Below are 22352 nucleotides of genomic sequence, written 5' to 3'. Positions count from 1 at the left end.
AAGCGTTAGCTCATTCGTATCAAATGCTTGCCTAATCCTCTCGCAGCCACTTATGAAACAAGCGAAAATGGGCTATAATCGAACGACGGAGAATGACGAAACGACAGCAAAAAAACGAGGGGGATTGCATGTCCGAGCTCATATTGAATCAACAAAAGGAACTCGCCAAACTCATCGCGCGCTATGCAGAGCAGGACGGCGTTCATCCGACCGCCGTTCCATCGTTGTATTTCATGCGTCAATCGCAAGCGGCCGCGCCCAAGCATGGCGTCTATAAGCCCTCCTTCTGCATGGTCGTTCAAGGGGCGAAGGAAGTGTGGCTGGCTCAGGAGCGCTACAAATACAGTCCTGCCGATTACCTCGTGGCTTCCGTGCTTTTGCCGGTAACGTCCCAAGTGACCGAAGCCACTTCCGAGCTGCCTTATTTGGGCTTCAAGCTTGAGTTTACGCCGGGTCAAATCGTAGAAGTGCTGCGGAATACGGAAGCTCGCTCCCAGTCGAGAGAAAATCCAAAACGGGCCATGTATGTCAGCCAAATCGAGACTTCCTTATTGGATTCGGTCATGCGGCTCGCTCGTTTGCTGGACCAGCCTCAAGATATTCCGGTGCTTGCGCCGCTGTTTACCAAAGAAATTCTTTATCGGGTGCTGCAAGGCAGGAACGGGATGATACTGGAGCAGCTGGTCATGGAAGGAAGCTCGACGCATCATATCAGAGCGGTCATCGAACAACTCGTGCATCATTACGATCGTTCGTTTCGGATCGAAGAGCTTGCCGACATCGCGAATATGAGCGTTTCTTCGCTGCACCGGCATTTCAAAGAAGTAACGGCCATGAGCCCGATTCAATACCAAAAACAACTGAGGCTCCAGGAAGCCCGCCGCTTATTATTAACCGAGTCCGCAGATGCCGCTGACGTGGCATTCCGGGTAGGTTACGAGAGCCCTTCGCAATTCAGCCGCGAGTATTCCCGCATGTACGGCTCTCCGCCGAGACAAGATATCAAGCGCCTGAAAGCATAGTGCGAGGATTAGGCAATCATTCGGGATGAATGGGATAACGGTCTCGCGAGGATCTGATGCATAATAGGGAGCATCATTTCTTGGAGGAGGCTTACGTTGTACACGCGACTAAACCATCTATTCGCAATCAAGGGATATCGGTTATTCGTCCTATGCGTTCTGCTCGTCGGCACGGGGATATCGATTACGCTGCCGTACTTAGCGCTATATTGTACCGAGGAATTGGGCATGAGCGCGGGGGCTTTCGGCGCATTCACGGCCGTAGGTTCACTGAGCGGCGTCGCGGCGAACTCATTCATCGGCAAACATTCGGATCGCAGGCTGGACCGGAAAATGGTGATTATGATCGCCACGGTTTCATCCGCGCTTGGCTATTCGTCGTATTTGGTGTTTGATAACTTCTACGCGCTGCTAATTATCGTTAGTTTCTTCAGCGGTTTAGGGGCTTCGGCCATGCCGCAAATTTTTGCCTACGCCCAGGAATCCGCCAATGAAAGCAGCTCCGACGACAAGACGTTCGCGATGTCAACCTTGCGTTCGCTCGTATCTCTCGGTTTCCTCGTCGGCCCTTTGATCGGAACCGTTATTTTGGGAGCCGTTGGCTATAAGGGGCTCTTCCTCGGGACTGCAGCCATCTTCATGACGATCGCAACGCTGGTGTTCTTCTTCCTGCCTGCCAGAAGCGCCGTTCGGAAGAAGCGTCCGGTATCCGCTGCGTCTTCTCCCAACCGAAAACAGATCTGGTACCCGTTGATTGCCTTCATCTTTCTATTCGCGGTCAATGCCATCAACGGAATCGTCACGCCGTTGTTTATGGTGAACGAGCTGCAAGGCACGCATACGGATGTCGGCTTGGTCGTCAGCATTTGCGCCGGTTTGGAAATTCCCATCATGGTCGTGCTGGGTGCGTTCGGCCGAAAACGATCGAACCGAACCTTGATGATCGGCGCCTGCTTGATCGCCGTCGTTTACAACGTGACGTTAAGCGTGTCTACCGCTCCCTGGCAGCTGATTGCCGCACAGCTTCTGCAGGCAGCGTTCGTCGCTATTGTCATGGGCAACGGGCTGAGCTATTTCTCCGAGCTGCTGCCGAATTCACCCGGATTATCCACGACGATTTATTACAACGCGTCTATTATCGGAAGGCTGGTGGGGAATCTAGGGGGCAGCCTCATTGCCCAGTACGCAGGTTATCGCGACGTTTATTGGGCATGCCTGGCCATCGTGCTTGTCGCGTTCTTCATCTTAAGGCGAACAAGCCCACGGAGGGAACTAGAAGCCGCCGCCTGAAGTCGAGGCTTGAAGACGTACCTTATAGAGGCAGAAATGAAACAGGCCCATGCATCGTTGCATGGGCCTGTTTCTGCTTGATGTCTCACCTGCCGAACCTTTCCGGCGAGAACGCTTGGGCAAATTCAGCCGCCGGCTTTCCTTCCAAGCAATCGGCTGCAAGCATGGCGGTAGCCGGACTGAGCAGTATGCCGTTGCGATAATGCCCTGCCGCGAATACGACGCGGTTAGCGTGGCCGAGCGCTCCGATCAGCGGAAAACCGTCCTGGGTAGCAGGCCGCAAACCCGCCCAGCGATGAAACGGCGTCTTGTCCGCAAGGAACGGGAACGCGTTTTTGTTCCAGTTGCGCAGCCGCTCGATGCCTTTCTCCGTAACCGACGTATCGAAGCCGGCCACGTCCTCCGAAGCGCCGCACACCAGCGAGCCGTTTTCTTTGCCCACCAGATACCCCTGATTGCTAAATACCATATGTTGAACAGGCTTCTCTTCCACCTCGTACGCGCATATCTGTCCGCGTATCGGGTACACGGGAATGCGGATGCCGAACGTCGCCGAGAGCTCCTGCGCCCATGCGCCGGAACACACCAGCAGCCGGTCCGCGCCGAACAAGCGCCCATCCGCCGCTTGAACAGCCAGCTCGCTCTTCCACTCGATAACGGACAGCTTCTCCAAGTTCTCGTGAATCTCTACGCCCATCAACCGGCAGGCCTGTTCAAGCGCGGCTACGTAATGCGGCGCATAGAGATGGCTCTCTTCCGGCGTATGCAGCGCTGCCCGTACGTTCCTAGACAGATACGGCTCCAGCCGGAATAAAGCATCGCCTTCCATGATGCTGCCGGAGGACCCATACGCTCGCTGCCAGAGGAGCCGGCCTTCCAGCGCAAGCAAATCCGCCTCATGGTAAGCAATATAGAGACTGCCCGAATTCGTATATTCGAATGTTCGGCCCGAAGCCCGTTTCACGTCTATCTGCCAATCCGGATAGAGGCGCAGGCTTTCGAGACAAAATCGAAAAAACGCATCGGGTCCCTCCACGTTCTCCGAATAGGGCGCCAGCATGCCGGCCGCCGCGCCGGAAGCCTGCCCTCCGCAGCGCGTGAGCTCCAGCACCGTGACATGATGCCCCCGTCTACGCAATTCGAAGGCGCAGGATAATCCGATGACGCCCCCGCCCATGATTACTACGCTTTCTATCATCTGCAGACCATCTTTCCTCAGTAATGGCGTCTCTTCAAAAGCAATGCTGCAGGATTCCGATCCAGCAAGCTACTTCAGCTTGAACGCATCCAGCCCGCTGCTTGCCGACGCATAACGCTTCTTATCGATCCGTCCGGACAGATAAGCAAGCCGCCCCGCTTCAATGCCCATTCGCATCGCTTGCGCCATCCCGATCGGGTCCCTTGCTTTGGCTACGGGGGTATTCATCAAGACGCCGGATACGCCGAGCTCCATCGCTTGGGCGACATCGCTCACCGAACCGAGTCCGGCATCCACGATAATCGGCACCTGCGCTTCTTCGACGATCAGCCCGAGGTTATACGGATTGAGAATGCCGAGCCCCGTACCGATCGGCGCCGCTCCCGGCATGACCGCCGCTGCTCCGGCCTCTTCCAGATGTTTGCATAGAATCGGGTCATCCGATGTATAAGGAAGGACCGTAAACCCTTCCTTCACCAAAATTTCCGTAGCCTTCAAGGTTTCGATCGGATCCGGCAGCAGCGTGCGTTCATTCGCGCTGATCTCGACCTTGATCCAATCGCTCAAGCCGGAAGCGCGCGCCAGCCGGGCGATTCGCACCGCTTCGTCGGCCGTCCTCGCGCCGGACGTGTTCGGAAGGTACGTATACTGTCCGTGCTGCACATGCTGCAGGATCGAATCATCCTCCGCGGATTCCAAGTTAATTCGCCGAATGGCAAAGGTCAGCACCTGTGCGCCCGACGCTTTGATCGCTTCCATCTGAACGTATGGATTAGGAAACAGTCCGGTGCCGATAAAAAAACGGGAAGACAATTCAATATTGCCGATGCGTAAGCCGTCTGCCATCTTCCTCAACCTCCTCCGACAAAATGCACGAGCTCGATCCGCATTCGGGGATGAACCGCTTGTTCTCCCCACTGCTCCGCCTGAAGCACGACGCCGTCCGCCTCGACGACGATCGGCTTCCCGGTCAATCCATAGTGGTCGACGACATCTTGAATCGTATGCACGTCGAGCTCCTGCTTTAATCCATTAATGACCAGCTCCACTAATTCCATGCGTTCACCCCTATTTATTCAGCTTGTTCAGGAACGCTTCGCAGGTTCCTCTTACGTCGCTGCTGCCTACAATTTCGCTGACCGCGCAGATTCGCGTCGCGCCCGCTTCGATCACTTCATCCACGTTGGACAGCTTGATTCCGCCGATCGCTACGAACGGAATCTTGATGTTTTGCGCCACCTCGCGCACGTACGATACGCCGACCGGATCGACGACATCCGCCTTGGTGGCCGTTCGGTACACGGGACCGACGCCGATATAGTCCGCGCCTTGCTGCTCTGCCAGCAGAGCTTCTTCCAGCGCATGCGTGGAAATGCCAATGATTTTATCGCCGACGATTTTCCTGGCTTCCGACAAGGATAGATCGCCTTGCCCCAAATGAATCCCGTCCGCATCGACTTCCATCGCGATATCGATGTAATCGTTGACGATGAAGGTGACGCCATGCTTGCGCGTTAATTCCCGAAGCGCGCTTGCTTTGCGCAGCAGGTCTTCCCGGCCGCTCGTCTTATCCCGCAGCTGAATGATGTCCACGCCGCCGTGAATCGCTTCCTCCATGACCTCGATCAATTCCCGGTTCGGATGGAAATTCTCTCCCGTAATTGCATATAAACGGAACTCCTTCATGTTCCTATCCCTCCCATTAAGATCCGATATAACGTGCATATAAGGTTTTGGCCCGAACTAAGTCATCCGTCCCCTGTACGAACACGCGGCCATCGGGGAACAAGACAAGCTTCTCGCCATCCGGCAGCTCTGCCCGCAGCAAGTACGCATTAACCGTCACCTTCGCGACCGCAGGCTCCAGCCGCTCCCGCCAAACCTCCAGATCCAGCGGCCCGCTGCCGGCGATTTGCACCGTTTCCCGTCCGCATAGGGAGATCGCGCTGTCCTGCGCCAACGTATCCAAGGCAGGATATTGCTTTAACTGACAGCAAGGGCAATCCTTCGTCGGCGCTCCGAGCTTCATTTCATAATAGTGGTTATGCCACACGTCGAACGTAACCAGGCTGTTTCTCCGGTTGTCATAGGCGCCGACCAGATACTTCAGCGCTTCTACCGCCTGATAGGAAGCCACGATATCGACGACGGGCGCGATCACGCCGATCGTATCGCAGGTTTGCCCGCCGGCATCCGAGGATTGAATGAAGCAGCGCAGGCAAGGCGTCCGGCCCGGAACCAGAATCGCGCTCATGCCGCGCGAGCTGACCGCTCCCCCGTACGTAAACGGAATGCCCATGCGGAAGCAGGCATCGTTCAACAGGAATCTCGTTTGAAAATTATCCGTGCCATCCAGCACGAGATCCATGCCCAAGAGCAGCGATTCGATATTATGCGCGGTGACATCCGCCACGATCGCCTCGAGCCGGACATCCGAATTAATCTTCCGGAGCTTCTTCTCCGCCGCGATGGCCTTCGGATAACCGCCCCGCACATCCTCTTCGTCATATAACATCTGCCGCTGCAAATTGCTTCGTTCCACGTAATCCCGGTCTACCAGACGCACCAAGCCTACGCCGGCTCTTACCATGTGATTGGCCAGCACGGTGCCCAATGCGCCCATGCCCACGATGCATACCGCGCTGCTGCCCAGCTTCTCCTGCCCGGCTTCCCCGATGGGCGCAAACAGCATTTGCCTGGAATATCGTTCGTCCACGCGTCAGACTCCCTTTCGCCTTATAAATTACGGAATGCTTCCGCCGGATCGACGTCCTTCGTCAATTGACCCTGTTCCTTAAGCCAATCGATAATGGAGCGCCAGGATTGCTCGGATTGGCTGCCGAAAGGCTCCGTCCCCGCATCCATCAGAGGAAGGAGGATCACCAAGCTTTGTTTCTCGATATCGGCGTCCAGCGGAAACTCTTTATTTTGTTGATCCAATAAAAGCTTCAAGGCTTCGTCCGGATGGCTCGCCGTATAAGCTTGTCCTTTGGCGGCTGCTTCCATAAATTTCTTGATTGCGGCGCTGTTGTTCTTCAGCCCGTCCTCGCTGGCCGTCAGAACGAGCTCGTAGTAATCCGGGACGCCGTACTTGGAAGGGTCGAGCGCAATCAGCTTCTCGCCTTCCTTCTCCAATAACAGCTTCTCATGGTTCACGTAGCCCCCGATGATCGCGTCCACTTTCTTGGTGGACATCGCCGGGATCAGATCCCAGCCGACGTCGACATAATCGAGCTTCGACGGATCTCCGCCGTCCGATTTTACCATCGTATTGACGATGGCTTCATCGAGCGGAATCGACGGGTAACCGATTTTCTTGCCGATCAAATCCTTCGGGCCGTGAATCGCTTGCGACTCCAGCACGAGCAATTGATTGAGCGGATGGCGAACGATCGCGCCGACGGATACGATCGGAATGTCCTCGGCTCGCGAAATCGCAACCTGCATTTGATAGCTAAGCGCGAGATCGGCTTTGCCGGTCGCGACCAGCTTAAGCGCATCGTTCGTATCCGCGGGCGTCTGCAGCTTCACCTTCAAGCCCGCTTCCTTGAAATAGCCCTGCTCCTCGGCCGCATACAAGAACGTATGCACCGCGTTCGGATACCAGTCCAGCAGCACCGTCAGCTCGGTTTCCGCGGCATCCGACTGCTTATCGGAGCTGTCGGATCCGCAGCCAGCAACGGCGAGGACCGTAAGAAGTAGAATCATAGACAACCAAGCCGTATTTCTCCATTGACGCACGATTACAGTTCCCCCTCATTATAAACGATACGATCATCCATCCTTGCTTCTACGATGGGCAAGACTTATTTTCTCCAGCACGAGCGCCGCCATGAACAATAGAATGCCCATGGCCGACAACAACAGCACCCCGGAGAAAACCGCCTCGCCCCGCAGCATATTGGACGCCCGCTTCGTGTACATGCCCAAGCCGTTTTCTCCGCCGAGCCATTCCCCCAGCGTCGCGCCTCCGACGCTGATCGCCGCGGCCATCTTGAGCCCGGTGAAGAAGCCCGGCAGCGCCGACGGAATCTTCCACTTGCGGAAACGATCGAATCGTCCGGCGCCCATCGTCTGCATCAGTTCTCCGATATCGGGATCCGCTGAACGGAACCCGTCTGCCGTGTTCACGGCAATCGGGAAGAACGTGAACAAGATGACGACGGCAACCTTGCTCCATATCTCATAGCCGAACCACATGACCATGATGGGCGATAACGCGATGATCGGAATCGTCTGAGACGTGACAATAAGCGGATAAATCGTCTTCTTCGCCAAGCCCGAGCTTTCGATCCATACGGCGGCCAATACGCCGAATACGGCGGAAATCCCGAGGCCGAGCACAGCCTCACCCAAGGTGATGGCAAAATGCTTGCCGAGCAGCCGCCAGTTGTCCCGCATCGAGACCAGCACATCCGACAGCTTCGGAATGATGTAATGCGGAATATTGAATAGGCTTGTGCCCGCTTCCCACGCGGCGGCGAGCAGCAGGACGAATAGAAGCACGGGCACATACGCCGTAAGTTTGACGCGTCGTTTGCGTTTGCTCATGACACTCTCCCCGCTTCTTCCGATGAGCCGCGGGCACCGCGTCCGATCAGACCGAGCAGCTGCCGCTTCAGATCAATGAACGCTTGATCCATCGCGTGTTCATAGCTGCGGGGACGAGGCAGATTGACGACCAATTTGCTAAGCGTCGTAATCGGCGATTGCGCTGCCACCAGCACGCGATCGGACAAGAACAGCGCTTCGTCGACGTCGTGGGTGATGAACAGCACGGTTTTGCGATGCCGCTCCCATACCTGCAGCAGCCATTCCTGCATGCCGACGCGGGTCATCGCGTCCAAGGCGCTGAACGGCTCGTCGAGCAGGAAGATCTCCCCGCCTCCCAAGAGGGAGCGCAGGAACGATACGCGTTGGCGCATGCCGCCGGACAGCTCGTGCGGGTACTTGTGCGCCGTTCCGTCAAGCCCTAGGCTAGGCAGCAGCTCCAGCACCTGGCGGCGCGCTTCCCGCTTCGTCGTTCCTCCCAGCTCCAGCCCCAGCGCAGCATTGTCCAGCACGGTTCGCCATGGCATGAGGCAATCCTTTTGGGGCATGTAGCCAATCTTGCCGAGCTTGCTTGCCGTCGCCGGCGCGTCTCCCGCTGCTCCGACGGCAATCGTTCCGGCCTGGGGAATCAGCAGTCCGGATAACAGGCGAAACAGCGTGGTCTTGCCGATTCCGCTGGCCGCCAGAACGCTGACGAACTCGCCTTGCCTTAGGCTGAAGTCCAACTCTTGGAACAAGGGAGGCTCGTCGGCAAAAGCGAAACCGAGTCCGTGAACCGCTAGCACGACCGGCTGTTCTTGAATCTGCGGAGTCGTGGGCTGTGGATGTTCGGTCGTTGGCGATTCGGTTTTAGGAGATTCGGTTCTAGCAGATTCGGTCGTTAGCGATTCGGTTTTAGGAGACTCGGCTCTAGCAGATTCGGTCGTTAGCGATTCGGATTTCAATGCATCGACCCTAGGTATGCTCATACCGGCCACTCCTCTAGCCGATATGCCATATCCCAGAACATATATTCAAGCCGGGATGCGACGAGGAAGCGTTCCTCCAGCTGCGCAAGCTCCTGCTCCGGCAGCCCTTCCGCCAGCCGATCCATCAGTCCGATACACCAGTCGGTCAGCGCCCCGAATTCCTCCGAACCGTACATCAGGATCCATTCCCTGTAGAGCGGATGGTCCAGCGCGCCCGGAACCTTCATGTACGCGGCCCCGATATCCCTGTAACTCCACATGCATGGGAGCAGTGCGGCAACCGTTTCAGACAGCGGGCCTTGCGACGCGGTATCCAGCACGTACTTGGTGTACGCCACCGTGGTCGGAGCAGGACGCGTCTGCTCCAGCTCCTCGCGCGAGATGCCGAAGCGAGCCGTATACTGCCGATGAAGCTCCATCTCCACATTCAGCGTCGAATGAAGCAGCTCGGCGAATTTGCCCATCGTATCCAGGTCCCTCGCCTTCATGCTGCCGATGGCGAACATCTTGGCGTAATCGATCAGATAGACATAATCCTGTTTGAGATAGTAGATGAAACGTTCGGGATCCAGCGTCCCTTCCCTTAGCTCCGTCAAGAACGGATGGTTATGGCTCTTGGTCCATATCTCTTGCGAGGAACGGTATAATCTATCGCTAAAACGACTCACGGCGTTTCACCCACTTTCACGCTAGGATTCTCTGCTGGGGCAGCGGTTGCTGCTGCTGCTGCTGCTACCGCGGCAGTGGCTGCGTCTGCGGCTGTTGTTGCTGGTACGGCTGTGGCTGAGGATTCGCCATGCTCCGCCTCCGGCTTTATTCGGTTGCACCAATCCGCGATGAAGGCCAGCATGATTTTGGCGTAGTCTACCAGCTCTCTCAAATCCGCGCTCTCATCCACGGAATGGGCATTGGCGAGCTCGCCAGGACCATAGATCAGCGTCGGAATGCCTGCCCGTCCGATCCAGCCCGCATCCGTAACGGACGGACTCATGTTTACGGCAGGGGCAGCGCCCCGCACTTGCCTGTGAATGTCGGCCAATGCCTGCAGCCCTTCGCCCTCTGGATCCAGCTCCAGAGACGGGAAGATTTCCCCCCGCTCCTCGATCATCGAACGGCCTCCCCAGCGGAAGGTCGGGGGATGGTTCCTCAGCCACGGATCGCCCTGGGCAACCCCGAGCAGATGCGCCTCGATCTCGGCGGCCACCGTCTCATAATCCTCGTCCGGATAGAAGTGCACCGTGATCCACAAGGCGCATCGGTCCGCTACGAACGCCGCATGACGGCCGCCTTCGATGACCGCGGGATTGATCGTATTCGAGCCTGCCGGGAAGCCCGGATACGATTTGGTCACCGCCCAATGACGCTCCAGCTCTTGAAGCCCGTTGATCAACTTGGTCATCTTCTCGATCGCGCTTGCGCCGTGAACGCCGCCGCCCGCGTGAATCATCCGCGAACGCATGCCGTCATGATAAGTTACCGGGCTTTGCACCGTTACCCAGCCGGTGATCACGCCGCCTTGCCCCTGAATGGCCAGCCCGCTCGTATCCGCGACCACGGCGAGGTCCGCCTTGTGCCCCCGCTCCATGCAAGCCCGAGTTCCAGCTTCGCCGGCTTCTTCGCCGATGACCGAGTGGAAGAGCAGATCCCCCTTCAGCGCGACGCCAGCTTCTTCGAGCAGCTTCACCGCGAAGAGCATAGCGGCAAGCCCGCCTTTCATATCCGCCGTACCTCTGCCATAAGCCCGGCCATCCTTCAAAGCAAGCTTGAACGGATCGCTGATCCACTCGCTCGTATCCCCGACTTCGGCGACGTCCATATGGCCGTTCAGCAGCAGGCTTCGATACTTATCGCCTTGCGTTCCGCGCTTCACCGCCGTCACGTTCGGATCGCCGGGGTACACCTCCCACAGCTCCGTTTCAAATCCGCTCGCTTGGAGCTGTTTCTCTAGAAATCGCTGGGCGTCCAGCGTATTTCGCGCCGGCGGGCTGACGGTCGGGTACGCGATCAGCTCCGCCAGAAGAGCGAACAATTCCTCCTGTCTCTCCTCCGCTTGATGCTGCAAACTCGCCATGAAATCGTCCATCCTTTGTTCTCCTTCGCTAAGGCAGCGGGCATGAACAATAGAAAAAAACCATTCGAGAATATACGAATGGTTTGAATTCGATACGTTCTCTACGCCAGCATTACCTGGTTCAGATTAACGGTCAGGGAAATGCGTTCCCTATCTCAGCCGGACTCGATCCAGCACCCGTAGTCTATTAAATTAGTTTCACTATAGCTTATGGGGTTGGAATTTACAAGGAGCGTTGGCTCCGCTGGACAAGAAACTCAACCAATTTCCAGAACAACGATCAGCCAACGAATAATGGAACTTACGGGAGATAGCTGCATAAATGCAACTATTTTCAGCAGTGGCAGCGGTTTGACTAGAAATAGGTGCAAAAATGCAGTTAATTCAAGATCAATTGATGTAAGCAGCCGTTTCTGGCCGAAATAAATGTAGATTTACACTTATTTGTTCATCTCAGGGCCCATTGAGGCGAATTAGCTGCATATTTGCATTTATTCACATTCGGTACCTTAGAAAAGCCTTTATCGTTCCCACGAAACACATAACGAAACCCGCGAATTTGAAGTAACGCGGGTTGCTCTGTAATCTGACACGATGACCCTCGTCATCGTTACTCTTCCCTACCATCTTAACTCAGCGCTGCAACCTTACCAACCTTACCTCTACCAATTTTCGCTCGCATCAGGCGTTCCCGGCTCCGTACGTCTCCTTCTGCCCCGCAAACAACAACGCCCCCACATACTTCCGCGCATCCGCGTTCCGTATCCGCACGACCTCCGAACCGCCGGACTCCTCGCCGGAAGGCGGCTTCTTGAACCGAACCGCCATGCCGTCCAAGCCCTCCGTCACGCCGGCAATGACGTACCCGTCCCCCAACAGCCGCTCGACCGCCTGCTTCTCGCTCACGAACTCCGCATAAGCCGACATCAGAACGAGCCTCCGATCGGCAGCTTCTTGACGGCCGGCTTGTCGGTTTCTCCAAACCTCTTGCGGTGCATGTATTGGCCCGAGCCCGGCTTGCCTACGAAAGCACGGTCGCGAATGACGAATTCGCCGCGGACGAGCACCGATACCGGTTCGCCGAACACCTGCATGCCTTCGAACGCGTTGTAATCCACCTTCATATGATGCGTCTCCGCTGACAGCGTCCGTTCGATCGTCGGATCGAAGATGACGATATCCGCGTCGCTCCCGATAGCGATCGTTCCTTTCTGCGGGAACAGGCCGAACAGCTTCGCGCTCGCCGTCGCGATAATATCGACGAATTTGTTGATGGACAGCCTTCCTTTATGAACGCCCTCCGAGTAGAGCAGGCTGAATCGGTCCTCGATCGTCGGACCGCCGTTCGGGATCTTCGAGAAATCCGCGATGCCGAGCTCCTTCTGCCCTTTGAAATTAAACGAGCATTGATCCGAGCCGATCGCCTGCAGCTGGCCGTTCCACAGCGCGTCCCACAGCACCGCCTGGTTCCGCTTATCGCGCAGCGGCGGCGACCAGACATACTTCGCCCCTTCAAAATCCGGCTTCTCCAGATAGGTCTGATCCAGCACGAGGTACTGTGGGCACGTCTCGCCATAGACGCGCAGTCCTCGCCTGCGGGCTTCGGCGATCTTTTCCACCGCATCGGCGCAGGTGACGTGCACCACGTACAGCTGCGAATCAGCCAGCTCCGTAAGCCCCGCCGCGCGTCCCGTCGCCTCGCCCTCCAATTGCGGCGGCCGCGTCAGCGCATGATAGATCGGCTCGGTATTGCCCGCCTCCAGCGCTTCGCGGACGAGGTAATCGATCACGTCGCCGTTCTCGGCATGCACCATGACGAGCGCGCCCTGTTCCTTCGCGACCTGCAGCGTCCGATACAGCGTGCCGTCATCCGCTTGCAGCACGTTTTTGTACGCCATGAACACCTTCAAGGACGTAATGCCTTCCTCCTCGATGATGCGGGGAAGCTCGAACAATACCTCGTCCGTCACCTCGGATACCATCAGGTGAAAACCGTAATCGATGACCGCTTTGTCCGTCGACTTGGCATGCCATGTCTGCACCGCTTCGGCAAGCGGCTTCCCCTTGGTGGTCAGGCAGAAGTCGATGATCGTCGTCGTTCCGCCGAACGCTGCCGCGATCGTGCCGGACTCAAAATCGTCGACGGTTACCGTGCCGCCGAAAGGCATATCCAAATGCGTATGCGGATCGACGCCGCCCGGGAACACGAAGCAGCCCGAAGCATCCACGATCTCCGCTCCCTCCGCATCCAGATCCACGCCGATCATCGCAATAATGCCGTCATCGATCAAAATATCGCCGAAATACGTGTCCGCCGCCGTAACGATCGTTCCGTTCTTGATCAATTTGCGCATCGGTTACACTGCCTCCTTCTCGGTAGTCGCTGCCGCGTCGTCGTCCGCGTTCGTCCGAACGATGGCCTGCTGCATGTCGTTCCACGACATCGCCGCTTGCCCGCTGCCGACTTCGACCATATCGATCGCGCCGTCGACCGGGCAGACGATGGAGCACAGGTTGCAGCCGACGCAATCCTCCTCGCGAACCTTCAGATACCGCCTGCCGCCCTCGTCCGTGAGCATGTCGATGCATTGATGGGACGTATCCTCGCAGGCAATATGGCATTTGTTGCACTTGATGCATGTCTCGTCGTTAATGCGGGCGACGACCTGATAGTTCAGATCCAGCTCGCCCCAGGTCGAATACCGGCTGACCGCCTGGCCTGTCAATTCCATGACGGACGCGATGCCCTTATCATCGAGGTAATGATTCAGACCGTCGATCATCTCTTCCACGATGCGAAATCCGTGATGCATCGCCGCCGTGCAGATCTGCACGCCTGACGCACCCATTAGCATAAACTCAACCGCATCCTGCCAGGAGGATATGCCGCCGATACCGGAGATCGGAACGCCGACCGCCCGGTCCTTCGCGCATTCCGCGACCATGCTAAGCGCGATCGGCTTGACGGCCGGCCCGCAATAGCCGCCGTGGGCGCCTTTGCCGCCGACATGGGGAATCGTGTTCCACGAATGGATATCCACGCCGGCCAGGCTGTTGATCGTATTGATGAGGCTGATCGCGTCCGCTCCGCCCATGACGGCATGGCGCGCAACGACCGTGATATCCGTGATATTCGGCGTCAGCTTCACGATGACGGGCGTCTGCGCGGCTTCCTTCGCCCACATCGTCTGCTTCTCGACCAGATCGGGCTGCTGGCCCGAAGCCGAGCCCATCCCCCGCTCCGCCATGCCGTGCGGGCAGCCGAAATTCAGCTCCAGCCCGTCGACGCCGACCGCCTCGACCCGCTTCACGATCTCATGCCATTTCTCCCGCTTCGGCTCCACCATCAGGGAGACGACGAGCGCATGATTCGGGAACCGCTTCTTCGTCTCGTAAATTTCCTTCAAATTCACTTCGAGCGGCCGGTCTGTGATGAGCTCGATGTTATTGAAACCCGCGACCCGCTGCCCATTGAAGTGCACGGCGGCGAACCGGGACGATGTATTGATGATGGGATCGCCCAGCGTCTTCCACACCGCGCCGCCCCAGCCGGCCTCGAATGCGCGCTGCACCTGGTAGCCGGTATTCGTCGGCGGCGCGGATGCCAGCCAGAACGGATTCGGCGCCGAGATTCCCGCGAGATTGATGCGCAAATCTGCCATATCGTACAGCCTCCTCTCGACTTTAGAATGTTCCCGTCAGATCGCCGCCGAACGCTCCATCGAGGCAAAATGCCGTTCGATCGCATACGCCGCCCGTTTCCCCTGCTCCGCCGCCGATACGACCATCGCTTCGCCCTGGCCGGCTCCGAACGCCACGTCGCCCGCCGCATAGATCAACGGATGCGACGTCTGCCGCGTCTCCTCGTCAACGATGACGACGCCGCGCTCGTGCCGGATGCCGAGCTGCTCGATCAGCTCGAGGCGGCGGGACTGCCCGATCGCGAGAATGACGGCGTCGACAGGCAGCAGGAACTCCGAGCCCTCGACAGGCATCGTCAACGCCCGGCCGTCCTTTCCAATATCGCCGGTCAGCGCCATGCGGACGCATTCCAGGTGCGTGACCTTGCCGGCGGCGTCGCCCACGATTCGCACCGGAGCGGTCAGCCAGCTGAACTCCACGCCATCCTGCTTGGCGAACTCGTATTCGAACGCGTACGCCGTCATTTCCTCCTTCGTTCGCCGGTACACCATCTTCACGTTGTCGGCACCGAGCCGCACCGAGCATGTCGCCGCATCGATTGCCGTATTGCCGGCTCCGATCACCGCCACCCGAGCGCCCTTCAGCGGCAGCGGCAGTACTTCCGACTTCGTCGCCTCCACGAATCGAATCGCATCGTATACGCCGTCGAGCGCTTCTCCCTCGATGCCGAGGTTCGGGACTTGGCCCATGCCAACGGCCAGCACGACGGCATCATACTGCTCGATCAGCTCCGAGGCGGTGATATCGGTGCCGACCCTGACACCTGTGCGGATGTCGACGCCGAGCTTCCTCACCTGCTCGACCTCCCAGAGCGATACGTTCTGCGGCAGCCGGAACGAGACGATGCCGTACGTATCGAGCCCGCCGGCGAGCGGCTTCGCTTCGAAGACCGTCACCGCGAAGCCCGCCCTTGCCAGCTCCCGGGCCGCCGACAGACCGGCAGGACCGCCGCCGATGACGGCCGCCCTCCTGCCGTTCGGAGCACCGGCCTTGAACAGCGAAGCACCGCTGTTGATCGCCCAATCCGTCGCATAGCGCTGCAGCAGCCCGATCCGGATCGGCTCGGAAGCATCGTTCAATACGCAGGCGCCTTCGCACAATTCCTCCGTCGGACAGACGCGCGAGCAGCTGGCGCCCATGGGATTCGCGTCCATGATCGCCGTTGCCGCCCCTTTCAAGTTGTCCGTCGCGATCCGTTTGATAAAGGACGGCACGTTAATGCCGGTCGGACACGCCTTGATGCACGGGGCATCGTAACAATACAGGCAGCGGTTGGACTCTTCCATGGCAGCCCGCCGGGTTAAGCCTTGCTCCGTCTCGGCGAAGTTCGCCGCAAAAGCCTCGCGCGTCAGCCTGGTCAACGTTCGTTCATGGTCCATCCTGCAATCCTCCTCCCGCCTTGAGCGATAATGATGATGCGCCGCACAGCTTGAGAGCCGTCCGGTACAGCAGCTCCGTCCCGAGCGCAATATCTTCCGGGCTCGAGTACTCCTTCGGATTGTGGCTGATACCTTCCTTGCAGCGAACGAAAATCATCCCGTAATCGCAATAATAGGACATCGCGAGCGCATCGTGGAACGGCCCGCTCATTAGCTCGGGCACTTCCAAGGACATTTCCTTCGCCGCTCCGCGGATCGTCTCGACAATCGAATCGGCGCAATAGCGGGGCTCACTGTTCGTATCCTCCCGTATTTCCGTCGTGAGTCCGTTCGCCTCCGCCGCCGAGGCAATAAGCCCACGGAGCTTCGCTTCGAGCGCATCCCTGCGCGCCAGATCGATATCGCGGAGGTCGACCGTGAACTGCACGTGCTCCGGAATGATGTTCCGCGAATCGGGAAAGACGCGCAGCGAACCGACCGTCCCCACCGTCGGCGCACCGGGATCGCCGGACGCCAGTTCCTGCAGGCCGACGATGATGCGCGCCGCCCCTGCCAAGGCATCCCTGCGCATCGGCATCGGCACGGAGCCGGCATGTCCGGCGAACCCGTGCAGGTCGACCGTCCACCATAACGGGCCGGAGATCCCCGTTACGATGCCGACCGGTCGCCCCAGCGATTCCAGCACCGGCCCCTGCTCGATGTGCAGCTCCAGGAAAGCCCCGATTCGCCCCGGCGGATATTGCGATTCCGCGAACCGCTCCGGATCGCCCCCGAACGCCAACAATGCCTCTCTTCGCGTCACGCCGTTCTTGTCGGCCCGCTCCAGTTCGCCTTCCTCCAGCCGGCCGATCAAGCCTCGGGAGCCGAACAAGCCTTTATTAAACCTGCAGCCCTCCTCGTCGCAGAACGCGGCCACCTCCATGGGCACAGCCGGCACGATACCTCGCTCGGCGAAGGTTTGAACCACCTCGATGGCGCCGAGCACGCCGATGATGCCGTCGAAGCGGCCGGCGTACGGCTGCGTATCGATGTGGGAACCGATCATTAACGCCGGCGCGCCGTGATCCTCGCCCTCGATTCGGCCGATCAGGTTGCCGAAAGCGTCGATGCGCGCCGTCATGCCCGCTTGCTCCATCCAGCCTTTAACAAGCAAGACCGCTTCCTGATCCTCCGGCGACAACGCCAGCCGGCAAACGCCCGTCTCGCTGATTTTACCGATTGCGGCAAGCTGCGCGATCCGCTGCGCCAGCCGCTGCGGGTTTATCGTCAACTCATGCTGCTGCATAGCTCTCGCCTCCCGTGTGTATTTCCCGCGCTTGCTTGTACTTCCAAGCCGTTGCCGTCATAATGAAGTTAGGTTATCTGACATGAGATTCTTCCGCCCATTCTTCACGCTGCGTCTTATCTGCCGATATTCGCTTAGAACGGAGGAAAGCCATGGACACGGAGCTTACGCTTACGGTCCGGGAAGCGCTGCAGCGTCCGCTCTTCCGGGATGCCAGGCTGCTTGCCGGCCACAACGGGATTGCCCGGCCGATCCGCTGGGTGCATATTCTCGAGAGCCCCAGCCTGGAGAACCTGATCCACGGCGACGAAATGATTCTCACGACGGGCATCAGCTTCGCAATGCCCGATTTCTCTCCGATGGCGTTCATGGACAATTTGATCGCCCAGCATGCGTCCTGCCTCTGCATCGAGATGGGCGCTTACTTCGAAGACGTGCCGCAGACGCTTCTCGAGTTGGCCGATCGGTCCGATTTTCCGCTCATCATCTTCCCCCGCACCGTTCGGTTCGTCGACATCACGCAAGACCTTCACTCCTTGATCATTAACCGCCACCATCAAGCGCTTCGAGAGCTCGAAAGTCTCTCGCGCGAATTTTACCGGCTTGCGCTTCACGCCCAGGGAACCCCAAACGTCCTAAAGCTCCTGCAGCGCAGCACGCACAATCCGATCATCTATCGTTCCGGGCAGGGAAAGCTCGCCTACTATCCGGCCATGCCGTCGGAGCTTCACGATACGCCTTTTCCGTTGGACGAACCGTTCTGGGACGCGCTTGCGGCCGTCAAGCCGAGCGACGCCCCTGCATTCCGAAGCCTGGACGGCGTTCCGCTGCTCGTCAAGCCGATCGGCGCATCGGACCAAACCTGGGCGCATCTGCTCATGATTTGCCGGCGCAAGCCGCAGGAATTCGATCATTTGCTGCTGGAATCCGCTGCCCTGGCTATCGCGCAGGAGCTGCTTCGAACGCGGTACATCGAAGAGCGCAAGCTGTTCTCCGAGAATCGCTGGGTCGAAGAGCTGATGAACGGCCGGCTGGAGGAGGAACGGATTCAAGCGCTCGTCGGCCCTGATTTCAAGCTGTTCAACGAGCTTCCCTTCCGCGTCTGTCTCGTGGAAATCTCCGATCCCGCTGGCGCGCTCTCCGAGCGCAACGAATACAGCTGGGAATCCGTCTGGCTGCATCTGTCGACCGTACTGCGTTTTGCCTTCGAGAAGCACAGCTTCCGCCCGCTGCTGACGTGGAAGAACAACCGGCTTGCGGCGATCCTGCTCGATCTCAAGTCCAAGCTTCCCATGAAAACGAGGCTGCAGCAGGCGCTGCTGTCGTTGGACGACATCCGCACCGATGAGCGTCTCGAAGATCTGCAGCTGACGATCGGCGTCAGCCAGTCGCATTCGCGGCTGAAGGATGCTTTTGCCGGTTTTCAAGAAGCGCGCCACGCCTTATCGCTCCAAGCTTGCTTTCGGAAGCCGATTCTCTTCTACGACGAGCTCGGGGTGTTCCAACTGCTGCTCGGCCTGAACGACGGAAGCACGCTGCAAACCTTCATCCGCAATTATCTCGGTCCGTTGATCGACCATGACAAGTCCAAGGGCAGCGAGCTGCTGCGCACGCTGAAGGTTTATCTGGATCACGACGGCTCCAAACAGATCGCCGCTCAGAAGCTGTTCATCGTACGGCAGTCCCTCTACTACCGGCTGGAAAAAATGGCGGAGCTGCTCGGCCCCGACTTCATGTCGCCCGAGAATCGCATCGCCGCGCAGGTCGCGCTTCGCGCCTATCAGCTGCTCCATCCCGAGCAGTTCGATCCGCAGGAGGCGGAATGAACTTGGCCGCTTGGCCGGGCGTGTACGCTTACGGACTGAACTCATGCTATACCGTCAGCGAATGCCTGATTGGCGCAATTACAGGAAGTCCGAACCAGCAGCTTTCCATCCGATCAACGGCCCCGCCGTTCTCGCGCAGTTACGCCACGGGCGTTCCTTTCAGCTGATTGTTCATCACTTCCTTGAACGTGTCGCAGATGAACATGAGATCCTCGTCCGTCGAAGACAACGGCGGGCAGAAGGTAAGCACATTGTTGAAGCCTGCGACGGTGTCGCCGTTGCGCCCGATAATCAAGCCGCGGCTTTTGCACTGCCCGATAATGCCTTTCACCGTCTCCGCCGATGCCGGCTGCTTCGTCGCCTTATCCGCGACCAACTCGATGCCGAGCAGGAAGCCGAAGCTGCGGATATCGCCGACGAGGGGATGCGCGAGCAGGCTGCGCATCTCGGTATGCAGCCATTCGCCGAGGATGCGGGCTCGCTCCACCAGCCCTTCGCGCTCGATAATCTCCAGGTTCTTCAGTGCCAGCGCGCATGCCGCCGGATTGCCGCCGAACGTGTTCACATGGCGGAAATGCCCGTAATCGCCCTGACTTCCGAACCGCTCGTAGATCGACTTGCGCACGGCTGTTGCCGACAGCGGAAGATAGCCGCTGGTCAGCCCTTTGGCCATCGTGACGATGTCCGGCTTCAGCCCGAAGTTGTGATGGCCGAATTTGCGTCCCGATCGTCCGAAGCCGCAGATCACTTCGTCGATAATCAAGAGCACGCCGTGACGGGCGCAGATTTCCTGCACGCGATCCAAGTAACGCTGCTGCGGCACGAGAATCCCGCCGCCCGTAATGACGGGCTCCATGATGACGGCAGCAACCGATTCCGCAGCCTCCCATATGATCGCATCTTCGATATCCTGGGCGCACAGCAGATTGAACTGCTCCTCCGTCATGCCGTCCGGGCGGCGGTAGCTGTCCGGCGGCCGCACATGCAGGAATCCGCCGCCGAGCGGCTCGTACTTGAGCTTCCGCTGCGCTTGCCCCGTCGCCGACAGCGCGCCCGCGGAACCGCCGTGGTACGCGCGGTACCTCGAGACGACCTTGTGCCTGCCCGGTTCGCCGTTCTGCTGATGATACTGCCGCGCGATCTTGAAGGCGGCCTCATTCGCTTCGGAGCCGCTGTTCGAGAAGAAGACGACATATTCGTCTTCCAGCCATTCGCTCAGCTTCTCCGCCAGCCGAATGCCCGGCACGTGGCTTTGGGAGAGCGGATAATAGGGCAGCGCGAGCAGCTGTTCATAGGCCGCCTCCGCCAGTTCCTTCCGGCCGTAGCCGGCATTGACGCACCACAGCCCAGACATCGCGTCCATATAACGGTTGCCGTCGATATCCGAAATCCACGATCCGACGCCTTCCGTGACGATCATCGGCGGACTGGCCGCGTTATAAGGCATCATGCTGTGCCATAGATACTGCCTGTCTTTATCCAGCAGGTCGCTGCGTTCCGGCGTGAAGTCTAGCAAACGATCAGCTCCTTTACGAGTCGTTCAGCCTTGCGGTCTCTCTGATTCTCCTACTCCGACAGGCCCGTCAATAGCGGGCCGTCACCATTTTCTTCCGCGTGTAGAACTCCACGCCGTCCCGCCCGTTCGCATGCAGATCGCCGTAGAACGACTTCTTATACCCGGAGAAAGGGAAGAACGCCATCGGCGCCGGAACCCCGAGATTAACGCCGAGCATCCCCGCATCGATTTCCTCGCGGAATTGTCGAATCGCCTTGGCGCTGTCCGTATAAATGCACGCCCCGTTCGCGAACTCCGACCGGTTGGCAATCTCGATCGCTTCCGTCAGATCCTTCGCCCGCACGACCGACAGCACCGGCGCGAAAATCTCGTCCTGCCATATTCGCATGCCAGGCTTCACGCCGTCGAACAGCGTCGGGCCGAGGAAGAAGCCATCGCCCTCCGACAGCGGATGCGAGCGGCCATCCCGTACGAGCGCCGCATCCTCCAACAGGCCGATATCGATATAATGCAGCGCCTTGTCCTTGTTGCTCTGCCGAATCATCGGCCCGAGAAAATGCTGCTCCATCCCGTTGCCGACCGTCATCCCGTCCAGCGCTTCCGCAAGCTGCTCCACCAGCCGGTCGCCGACGTCGCCGACCGCGACCACGACCGCGCATGCCATGCAGCGCTCCCCGGCGGAGCCGAAAGCGGCGGACACGATATTCCGCACCGCGTTCTCCATATCCGCATCCGGCATGACGATGGAATGATTTTTCGCGCCCGCAAGCGCTTGGACTCGTTTACCGGCTGCAGTTCCCGACTTGTAGACATGCTCCGCCACCGGCTGCGAGCCGACGAAAGAAATCGCCTTCACGTCTCGATGCTCGATCATGGCTCCTACGACATCCCGGCCGCCGTGAACGACGTTCAGGACGCCCGGCGGAAACCCTGCTTCGCCGAACAGCTCCGCCAGCCGATTCGCGAGCAGCGGCGTCCGCTCCGACGGCTTCAGCACGAACGTATTGCCGCAGGCGACCGCCAGCGGAAACATCCAGCACGGCACCATCATCGGAAAGTTAAACGGCGTAATGCCCGCGATGACGCCTAGCGGATACCGATACATACCAGACTCGACGCCAGTCGCGATGTCCGGCAGCTGCGTCCCCATCATCAGCGTCGGGGCGCCTGCGGCGAACTCCACGCATTCGATTCCGCGCTGCACCTCGCCGTACGCTTCCTCGTAGTTTTTGCCGTTCTCCCTCGTAATCAAGGCGGCAAGCGATTCCCAATTCTCCGTCAGCAGCTGCTGGTAGCGAAACAGATAGCGCGCCCGCCGGGGGACCGCCACCTGCCTCCATGCCTGAAACGCCCGGTTCGCTGCTTGGACAGCCAGCTCCACCTGCTCCCTGCCCGACAAGGGCACGTAAGCCAGCACTTCTCCCGTCGCCGGGTTCAACACTTCTTCGTAGCTGTCCGTGCTCGCATCGACCCATTGCCCATCCATATAGTTCTTCAGCCTGGCCGCGGTATCCGATGCTTCCGATACTGCCACTCGCACCACC

Annotated in this window: 20 protein-coding genes and 1 riboswitch; of the genes, 3 read left to right on the top strand and 17 right to left on the bottom strand. The window is 58.8% G+C overall.

What is annotated here, in order from left to right; translation table 11 throughout:
- Nucleotides 1-128: 128 nt before the first annotated feature.
- Together AC0YNU_RS31125 and AC0YNU_RS31120 are read left to right on the top strand one after the other, a co-directional pair.
- The gene (locus tag AC0YNU_RS31125; protein WP_475763611.1) at nucleotides 129-1022 is read left to right on the top strand and encodes an AraC family transcriptional regulator; all 894 of its coding nucleotides are present in this window, start codon (nucleotides 129-131) and stop codon (nucleotides 1020-1022) included.
- A gap of 96 nt (nucleotides 1023-1118) precedes the next feature.
- Nucleotides 1119-2312 carry a sugar efflux transporter gene (locus AC0YNU_RS31120; RefSeq protein ID WP_475763609.1) on the top strand — a complete coding sequence of 398 codons (1194 nt, stop codon included), beginning with the start codon at nucleotides 1119-1121 and terminating at the stop codon, nucleotides 2310-2312.
- Between the two features lie 85 nt (nucleotides 2313-2397).
- Here the strand turns inward: AC0YNU_RS31120 and thiO are convergent, their stop codons facing one another.
- From thiO to AC0YNU_RS31045, 15 genes are all read right to left on the bottom strand, one after another.
- Nucleotides 2398-3510, bottom strand: coding sequence for a glycine oxidase ThiO (gene thiO, locus AC0YNU_RS31115; RefSeq protein WP_475763607.1), 1113 nt, complete (start codon nucleotides 3508-3510; stop codon nucleotides 2398-2400).
- Nucleotides 3511-3579: 69 nt separating this feature from the next.
- A complete protein-coding gene (locus AC0YNU_RS31110; RefSeq protein WP_475763605.1) occupies nucleotides 3580-4356 on the bottom strand; it encodes a thiazole synthase in 777 nt (258 codons plus the stop codon).
- A gap of 5 nt (nucleotides 4357-4361) precedes the next feature.
- A complete protein-coding gene (thiS, locus tag AC0YNU_RS31105) occupies nucleotides 4362-4568 on the bottom strand; it encodes a sulfur carrier protein ThiS (RefSeq protein ID WP_475763603.1) in 207 nt (68 codons plus the stop codon).
- 10 nt (nucleotides 4569-4578) lie between these two features.
- Nucleotides 4579-5196, bottom strand: a complete 618-nt coding sequence (gene thiE, locus AC0YNU_RS31100) for a thiamine phosphate synthase (RefSeq protein ID WP_475763601.1) — start codon at nucleotides 5194-5196, stop codon at nucleotides 4579-4581.
- Between the two features lie 16 nt (nucleotides 5197-5212).
- The gene (locus AC0YNU_RS31095; RefSeq protein ID WP_475763599.1) at nucleotides 5213-6226 is read right to left on the bottom strand and encodes a ThiF family adenylyltransferase; all 1014 of its coding nucleotides are present in this window, start codon (nucleotides 6224-6226) and stop codon (nucleotides 5213-5215) included.
- A 20-nt stretch (nucleotides 6227-6246) separates the two neighbouring features.
- Nucleotides 6247-7218 (bottom strand): ABC transporter substrate-binding protein, encoded by a 972-nt coding sequence (locus tag AC0YNU_RS31090; protein ID WP_475763632.1) that lies wholly within the window; start codon nucleotides 7216-7218, stop codon nucleotides 6247-6249.
- A 66-nt stretch (nucleotides 7219-7284) separates the two neighbouring features.
- Nucleotides 7285-8061 (bottom strand): ABC transporter permease, encoded by a 777-nt coding sequence (locus tag AC0YNU_RS31085; protein ID WP_475763597.1) that lies wholly within the window; start codon nucleotides 8059-8061, stop codon nucleotides 7285-7287.
- Nucleotides 8058-9029: an ABC transporter ATP-binding protein gene (locus AC0YNU_RS31080; RefSeq protein ID WP_475763595.1), complete on the bottom strand. Its 972-nt coding sequence runs from the start codon at nucleotides 9027-9029 to the stop codon at nucleotides 8058-8060. The genes AC0YNU_RS31085 and AC0YNU_RS31080 overlap by 4 nt, the downstream gene beginning before the upstream one ends.
- Nucleotides 9026-9697 carry a thiaminase II gene (tenA, locus tag AC0YNU_RS31075; RefSeq protein WP_475763593.1) on the bottom strand — a complete coding sequence of 224 codons (672 nt, stop codon included), beginning with the start codon at nucleotides 9695-9697 and terminating at the stop codon, nucleotides 9026-9028. Before tenA ends, AC0YNU_RS31080 begins: the two co-directional genes overlap by 4 nt.
- Entirely contained in the window at nucleotides 9694-11112 is a 1419-nt protein-coding gene (locus AC0YNU_RS31070; protein ID WP_475763591.1) for an acetylornithine deacetylase, read from the bottom strand. Before AC0YNU_RS31070 ends, tenA begins: the two co-directional genes overlap by 4 nt.
- Before the next feature lie 68 nt (nucleotides 11113-11180).
- Nucleotides 11181-11291: riboswitch (TPP riboswitch) on the bottom strand.
- 490 nt (nucleotides 11292-11781) lie between these two features.
- Nucleotides 11782-12027, bottom strand: coding sequence for a hypothetical protein (locus tag AC0YNU_RS31065; protein WP_475763589.1), 246 nt, complete (start codon nucleotides 12025-12027; stop codon nucleotides 11782-11784).
- The gene (gene hydA, locus AC0YNU_RS31060; RefSeq protein WP_475763587.1) at nucleotides 12027-13454 is read right to left on the bottom strand and encodes a dihydropyrimidinase; all 1428 of its coding nucleotides are present in this window, start codon (nucleotides 13452-13454) and stop codon (nucleotides 12027-12029) included. The genes AC0YNU_RS31065 and hydA overlap by 1 nt, the downstream gene beginning before the upstream one ends.
- A 3-nt stretch (nucleotides 13455-13457) precedes the next feature.
- Nucleotides 13458-14762, bottom strand: a complete 1305-nt coding sequence (gene preA, locus AC0YNU_RS31055) for an NAD-dependent dihydropyrimidine dehydrogenase subunit PreA (protein ID WP_475763585.1) — start codon at nucleotides 14760-14762, stop codon at nucleotides 13458-13460.
- A 36-nt stretch (nucleotides 14763-14798) separates the two neighbouring features.
- Nucleotides 14799-16181, bottom strand: coding sequence for an NAD(P)-dependent oxidoreductase (locus tag AC0YNU_RS31050; protein ID WP_475763583.1), 1383 nt, complete (start codon nucleotides 16179-16181; stop codon nucleotides 14799-14801).
- Nucleotides 16171-17466, bottom strand: coding sequence for a hydantoinase/carbamoylase family amidase (locus AC0YNU_RS31045; RefSeq protein ID WP_475763581.1), 1296 nt, complete (start codon nucleotides 17464-17466; stop codon nucleotides 16171-16173). Before AC0YNU_RS31045 ends, AC0YNU_RS31050 begins: the two co-directional genes overlap by 11 nt.
- A 152-nt stretch (nucleotides 17467-17618) precedes the next feature.
- On the opposite strand from AC0YNU_RS31045, the gene AC0YNU_RS31040 reads away from it, so the two are divergent.
- Nucleotides 17619-19292 (top strand): PucR family transcriptional regulator, encoded by a 1674-nt coding sequence (locus AC0YNU_RS31040; protein ID WP_475763579.1) that lies wholly within the window; start codon nucleotides 17619-17621, stop codon nucleotides 19290-19292.
- A gap of 139 nt (nucleotides 19293-19431) precedes the next feature.
- On the opposite strand, the gene AC0YNU_RS31035 is transcribed toward AC0YNU_RS31040, so the two are convergent.
- On the bottom strand, nucleotides 19432-20808 hold the full coding sequence (locus AC0YNU_RS31035; RefSeq protein ID WP_475763577.1) for an aminotransferase: 1377 nt from the start codon (nucleotides 20806-20808) through the stop codon (nucleotides 19432-19434).
- Nucleotides 20809-20875: 67 nt separating this feature from the next.
- Complete coding sequence (locus AC0YNU_RS31030) at nucleotides 20876-22294, bottom strand: CoA-acylating methylmalonate-semialdehyde dehydrogenase (RefSeq protein WP_475763630.1); 1419 nt, start codon at nucleotides 22292-22294, stop codon at nucleotides 20876-20878.
- Nucleotides 22295-22352 lie beyond the last annotated feature (58 nt).

This window comes from Paenibacillus sp. J31P316 (assembly GCF_056269105.1).
Note: the sequence above shows the minus strand (reverse complement) of the source record. Positions and strands in the feature narration are given on the sequence as shown.

Bases quoted from the DNA above. Each gene is read 5' to 3' on its own strand.
- AC0YNU_RS31125 (WP_475763611.1), top strand. From the start codon at position 129: ATGTCCGAGCTCATATTGAATCAACAAAAGGAACTCGCCAAACTCATC.
- thiO (WP_475763607.1), bottom strand. From the start codon at position 3,510: ATGATAGAAAGCGTAGTAATCATGGGCGGGGGCGTCATCGGATTATCC.
- AC0YNU_RS31110 (WP_475763605.1), bottom strand. From the start codon at position 4,356: ATGGCAGACGGCTTACGCATCGGCAATATTGAATTGTCTTCCCGTTTT.
- thiS (WP_475763603.1), bottom strand. From the start codon at position 4,568: ATGGAATTAGTGGAGCTGGTCATTAATGGATTAAAGCAGGAGCTCGAC.
- thiE (WP_475763601.1), bottom strand. From the start codon at position 5,196: ATGAAGGAGTTCCGTTTATATGCAATTACGGGAGAGAATTTCCATCCG.
- AC0YNU_RS31090 (WP_475763632.1), bottom strand. From the start codon at position 7,218: ATGATTCTACTTCTTACGGTCCTCGCCGTTGCTGGCTGCGGATCCGAC.
- AC0YNU_RS31085 (WP_475763597.1), bottom strand. From the start codon at position 8,061: ATGAGCAAACGCAAACGACGCGTCAAACTTACGGCGTATGTGCCCGTG.
- AC0YNU_RS31080 (WP_475763595.1), bottom strand. From the start codon at position 9,029: ATGAGCATACCTAGGGTCGATGCATTGAAATCCGAATCGCTAACGACC.
- AC0YNU_RS31070 (WP_475763591.1), bottom strand. From the start codon at position 11,112: ATGGACGATTTCATGGCGAGTTTGCAGCATCAAGCGGAGGAGAGACAG.
- AC0YNU_RS31065 (WP_475763589.1), bottom strand. From the start codon at position 12,027: ATGTCGGCTTATGCGGAGTTCGTGAGCGAGAAGCAGGCGGTCGAGCGG.
- hydA (WP_475763587.1), bottom strand. From the start codon at position 13,454: ATGCGCAAATTGATCAAGAACGGAACGATCGTTACGGCGGCGGACACG.
- preA (WP_475763585.1), bottom strand. From the start codon at position 14,762: ATGGCAGATTTGCGCATCAATCTCGCGGGAATCTCGGCGCCGAATCCG.
- AC0YNU_RS31050 (WP_475763583.1), bottom strand. From the start codon at position 16,181: ATGGACCATGAACGAACGTTGACCAGGCTGACGCGCGAGGCTTTTGCG.
- AC0YNU_RS31045 (WP_475763581.1), bottom strand. From the start codon at position 17,466: ATGCAGCAGCATGAGTTGACGATAAACCCGCAGCGGCTGGCGCAGCGG.
- AC0YNU_RS31040 (WP_475763579.1), top strand. From the start codon at position 17,619: ATGGACACGGAGCTTACGCTTACGGTCCGGGAAGCGCTGCAGCGTCCG.
- AC0YNU_RS31030 (WP_475763630.1), bottom strand. From the start codon at position 22,294: ATGGATGGGCAATGGGTCGATGCGAGCACGGACAGCTACGAAGAAGTG.